At 52.0% G+C, this 4,972-nt stretch carries 4 protein-coding genes; 1 reads left to right on the top strand and 3 read right to left on the bottom strand.

What is annotated here, in order from left to right; all coding sequences use genetic code 11:
* Both nqrA and HOK28_08665 read right to left on the bottom strand, forming a co-directional pair.
* On the bottom strand, window positions 1–1,093 hold a 1,093-nt coding region (gene nqrA / locus HOK28_08670), incomplete at its 3' end, for an NADH:ubiquinone reductase (Na(+)-transporting) subunit A (GenBank protein ID MBT6433149.1).
* Window positions 1,094–1,402: 309 nt separating this feature from the next.
* Window positions 1,403–1,681, bottom strand: a complete 279-nt coding sequence (locus HOK28_08665) for a hypothetical protein (GenBank protein ID MBT6433148.1) — start codon at window positions 1,679–1,681, stop codon at window positions 1,403–1,405.
* 119 nt (window positions 1,682–1,800) lie between these two features.
* Between HOK28_08665 and HOK28_08660 the strand changes: the two genes are divergently transcribed.
* The gene (locus HOK28_08660) at window positions 1,801–3,171 is read left to right on the top strand and encodes a formimidoylglutamate deiminase (GenBank protein MBT6433147.1); all 1,371 of its coding nucleotides are present in this window, start codon (window positions 1,801–1,803) and stop codon (window positions 3,169–3,171) included.
* Between the two features lie 27 nt (window positions 3,172–3,198).
* On the opposite strand, the gene HOK28_08655 is transcribed toward HOK28_08660, so the two are convergent.
* Window positions 3,199–4,972: hypothetical protein (locus HOK28_08655; protein ID MBT6433146.1), on the bottom strand; the 1,774-nt coding region annotated here is incomplete at its 5' end.

The raw sequence follows: 4,972 nt of genomic DNA, 5'->3' as shown, positions 1-4,972 counted from the left end.
GTTTGGACATAAATGCCGCACTCACGCTGAAGCGATTTTCGCCTGGCGAAAGCCAACCCAAAAATTCGCGTTCACGGCCTTCAGGAAGCACGCTTACCTGGTTGTTGAATCGTCCAAGGTATCCTTGAACGTCACAACCGGCAGTGCGTCCGCCTAAAACGGAGCCTGCAATAACGCGGTTCTCGCCTGGCTTAAGCTGGCCGTCGGTCAGCGCTAAAGTACTTGCACCACGGCGAGTTTTCACAAGCCGAGGGTCTTTAACAGCTGGACCTGCGAGCGAAACAACACGGTCGGTGAAGACCTTGCCGGTTGCGAGCAAGTGGCCGATTGCGATGACGTCCTGATACCCGATGTACCATGCCGCGCGTTTGCGGTTGACTGGCATCAAAGTGTGGATGTGAAAACCGGGGGTGCCCGCGGGGTGAGGGCCGTCAAAGACCTCGACCTTACAATCCGTGGAGGTCACCTTGGAGTTTTGCATCGCGCAGAGAAAAACGTCGCCATCGGTGAGCTTTCTCAAAGCGCGAACACCGGCTTCGAAAGCTTCCTGGTTGGCTTCGATTGCTACATCGACGCTTGGCGCCAGAGGATGGGTATCGGCTGCGGTAATAAAAATCGCAGGTACGTTGCCATCCACGGGTGCTACCCGTGAGTAAGGACGTTGCCGAATGGCCGTCCACTCACCGGACTCGATTAATAATGCTCGAACTTCATCTCCAGTAAGTTCATCGCCAGCTTTGCCTGTGTAGCTTTCAAAGCTCACATGGTCAGAGTCACTTGTCGTGCCCGACTTTTCAGCATCGCTTAATTCGATGACCATAGACAGTAGAGCCCGTTTAGCGCCGCGATTGATCGCAGTGACTTTACCCGCTCCAGGAGCAGTAAAGAGAACGCCGGGGTTCTTACGGTCTTCAAAGAGTAGCTGGCCGCGTTTGACCTCATCACCGATATCCACTGCCATGCGGGCTTTCATGCCCACAAATTCAGTGGCGACGATGGCTACTTTGGGAGTTTCTGGAGAATCTTCAATTACTTGCCGCGGAGAGCCTGTAATAGGAAGGTCGAGGCCCTTCTTGTTGGTGTATATGCCCATAAATACTTCCTAGTTGCCGAAATAAATTTAGAGCCCTTTTGGTGACAGGTGTCACCGCGAGGAGGCGCCTTTATTAACTCTTACGAGAGCAATTTCAAAGCTTTAGAGCCATGAAAATAGCTATTCTTTTGGTTTCGGCTTGAAACCTTAGTGGATTTATACTCCGAATCGGAAAATTAAGCAAAATCAGGGAAGTTAATATACTTCGGACCACATTTCCCGACCTGATAAGCCGGAAATCCGCGATGGCACTAAATTTGGTGCTTATAAATGGGACCAATCCGGGATCGTATCAAAACTCGATCGGGATCAGCGTCCAATATCGTTGGAATTGGGGCCGGTATAACTCAGCTCACGGCGGCGCATATGAGCAAGCCGGGTGGAGGCGCGTCTACGGCGACGCCGGTACCGGCTCGGCAGCCGGGTTTGGGATGAGGTCACGAAGAATACCATTAAACCGCCTGGTTTAGTTTCCTGCTCACCGGCAATCTCTGCGAGTTTGCCACTCTCCTCTTCTCGGGTATCATTTTGCGAATCACTGCCCACGATTTGTTGGGCTTTCTGATCGTTTGTCGACTCATCGCGCATGGCTTTTTCCTCTCTCTTTAACTCTTTCCAACTCGATCAACCTTGTCAAGGTGGTTTCGTAGGACCTCTGAATGCTTCTGTGGGTTGCGCAGTGCAGCAACTAAGAGTACGAAAAGGTTATGAAAATCAGCGCAGATCGCATTTTTGTAGGCTCGACCCCGCACACTGATTGGGTCATTGAAATCAATGATGCAGGGCGTATTCAAAATGTTGGCCCATCCTCGCAATTAGGTGAACCTGACCTCACTCTACCCAGGCGTGCATTGCTTCCCGGGACCATCAACGCGCATTCTCATTCATTTCAAAGGGTTCTGCGCGGCCGCACTCAAACAAGAGGACCCGCGGAAGACAATTTTTGGACTTGGCGCAATGCGATGTACCGCGCCGCGGCAGTCTTGGAACCCTCCGATGTTTATGTGATCGCACGCCAGGCCTTCTTGGAAATGGCGCTCAATGGCGTCACGTCTGTGGGTGAATTTCACTATGTTCACCACCGACCCACCGGCCAGGCGTACGTCGACCCGTCGGAAATGGCCGATGCGGTGATTCGAGCTGCCCGTGATGTAGGCATCCGAATTGTACTTTTGCGTACCGTTTATCTGCGCGGCGACTTTGATCGCGAGCCATCGAAGCATCAATTGCGTTTTTGTGAATCAAGCCTGGATGTTTCTTTGGGCTGTATCGAAGCGTTACTGGGTACGGTTTACCGACTTGAAGATGAACGCGTGTCGGTTGGCGTCGCTGCACACAGTGTTCGGGCGATGCCCATTGAGGCGATAGTTGCCCTGAAGACGAATTTGACCCAGCTCCCTTTTCACATGCACGCCAGTGAGCAACGCCTAGAGGTAGAGCGGTGCAAGTTTCACCATGGGCTTGGCCCGGTGGGACTTTTAGCGGAGCGGGGCGTGTTGGATGGCCTCACGACCTTGGTTCATGCCACTCATCTCGAGCCAGGAGAGGCATGGTCGATCAAGAAAAGCGGGGCTATGGTGTGTGTGTGTCCTTCCACGGAAGCGGATTTAGGCGACGGTATTTTAGAAACGACCGCGCTTTTGAAGGCGGGTGTGCCTTTGAGCCTCGGTACAGATGGTCAAACCTTGAGCAGTGTTTTAGAGGAAGCCAAGCGTTTAGAAATGAACGAACGCCTGCGAACTGAAAAAAGAACCGCCTTGGTATTTAACGAAGGCGAAGATGCCGCCGAACCATGTTTAACCGCAGCTACGGTAGGTGGTGCGCAGGCTCTCGGACTTGATGCTGGGCGTCTTTCACCGGGCCTTTGGGGTGATTTGATGTCCGTCGACCTAGATGACCCACACCTTGCCGGACTTGATGATTCAAGCCTACTTGCAGGCATCATCTTTTCGGCAGATTCTCGTGCTATAAAAGATGTGATGGTGGGTGGAAAATGGATTGTTCGAGACGGTACGCACGTGTTGCAAACTGAGACGAGCCGGGCTTTCTCACGGGTGGTCGATAAGATTTATTCGTGAGCGGCTAAATCTAGCCAGCGTCGATGGCTACTTACTGCCATCGTCTTCATCATCACCGCCACTGCCATCACCGCCAAAATCGTCCGGGGGCTCCACTGGGGTTCCGTAGTTGTTACCGCCTCCGCCGCCGCCCCATACTTCAAGTTCAATCGTGGCGTCTATGGTATCACCTTCGTTAGTCCCTGCATCTCCAAATTGGATTTCGGTCCCGCCAACAAAACCCATGAGTTGGAATGCACCCGTAGCTGGTACGAATCTGACAAAGAATCCGCTTACCTCTTTGCCATTAATTGGCACAGTCGTATTCGGTTGTACGAGCCATTCGGGCATGTTGATGAGTAGGGCAAAAAAGGTGCTGAAGTCCTCTGATGCAGGCATGACCGCGGTGATAGCCACCATGTCACCATCATTGCTCCCTTCAGGTGTACCAGCTGTTGCGCCGATGAAAGGGAAATCCAATTCAGTGCTGGCATAATTTCCAGTTGCGGTCCCAGAACCGGATTCAAAAGGATTGGCAGCACCGTCGGTTCCCCAGGTTGTTGAGAGGTTGATGGTCAGGTTTCCGATAGGTGTCATACACGCGAAGTTTTCGCTTACCTGCGAGATAAATTCAGGAATACCGGCGGCGAACTCTGCTTCGTAATCAGCTCTTACAACATTGATGTAATCGCGCAGGTCAGAAATGTTTTGGAGAAACCCGTTGCGGTTGGCGCTGGGTATAAATTCTTCGACCATCGCTTGGATACGCGTGACTTCCGCGATCAGCTCTTCTTCTTTCCAAACATCTGCGAGTAGCTGCTCAACGCGCTCTTGATAGCGGGTTCTAATATCTGGCTCGTTCCAGAGGCGCCGAGCAAGCTTAGATTGAGCAAAGACTGTGGTCGGATCTCCCTCTTCCGAAGCGCTGAATCCACCTCGCGTTCTCACGAAGGTTCCATCAGGTCCCCAGGGGATGAAGTGAAATTTTCCATCCACTGGGTTGTTGTAGAGAAAGTAATTGTTAGCGTTCCCGGTGAACCCGTCCCAGTGACCAATGATGGCTTCGGAGGCCCAAAAGTTGATGAACGCATCAAGGTTTAAGATGGCTTCGATTTCATCGCGAAAAGTCTCATCGGGTGCCTCGACGGCATCGCGAAGCTGGTAGAGGTCATTCCAGTCATCCTCTACCTCGTTGGTCTTTTTCTCCACTCTGACCATGAAACCGCCGGCGCGAATATCCGAGGCGGTGCCTTCGTATAGGTTGCCAGAATCATCACCAAATACGCGGGCGAGAAGAGGCTTCTTGATGGCTTCAACATTGGCGTAAATACCGAAGTCGCTTTCATTAACTTGGATATGGGCAAAGTTGCACATGGAAGCAGGAACACCGGCCGCGGCAAAAATATAATAAGCCATACAGGTGCGCATCCGGGACTGGTCTTGGTTTTGGTTGTTGAAGGTAAAACGTTTGGTTTCTTCAAAATAGAGGTCATCGGTCTCAATGAATTTATGTAGACTCATTTTAAGCGATGGCCGAGCGGGGTTGATGGAGCCAAGTAGCCCTTTGGTTCGCACACCGATATTGTCGAGTACGGTGTCGTCTACGGTCACCGAGGCCGGATAGTAGTTGTAGGGCGTTTCGCCGAGCCCGATGCCTTGCTCACAATTCTCGCCGAAAATTCCGGTCATGGAACGGCGCTCAAAGCGCAATTGGTTCCAATCGTCTTCGTGGATATCGACTTGAACTTCCAAGACTCTGTCTTTGGCATAGACACTTGCTAAATCCGGGTAGCCCAGATCTGAGGTATTGCTTGGGTCGCTT

It is taken from the genome of Deltaproteobacteria bacterium, assembly GCA_018668695.1.
Classification (GTDB): domain Bacteria; phylum Myxococcota; class XYA12-FULL-58-9; order XYA12-FULL-58-9; family JABJBS01; genus JABJBS01.
The sequence above is the reverse complement of the archived record's forward strand: the minus strand, read 5'-3'. Positions and strand labels throughout refer to the sequence as shown.

What these genes read in the sequence shown, in the direction of transcription:
- HOK28_08660 (MBT6433147.1), top strand. Translation starts at nt 1,801, where the DNA reads ATGAAAATCAGCGCAGATCGCATTTTTGTAGGCTCGACCCCGCACACT.
- HOK28_08665 (MBT6433148.1), bottom strand. Translation starts at nt 1,681, where the DNA reads ATGCGCGATGAGTCGACAAACGATCAGAAAGCCCAACAAATCGTGGGC.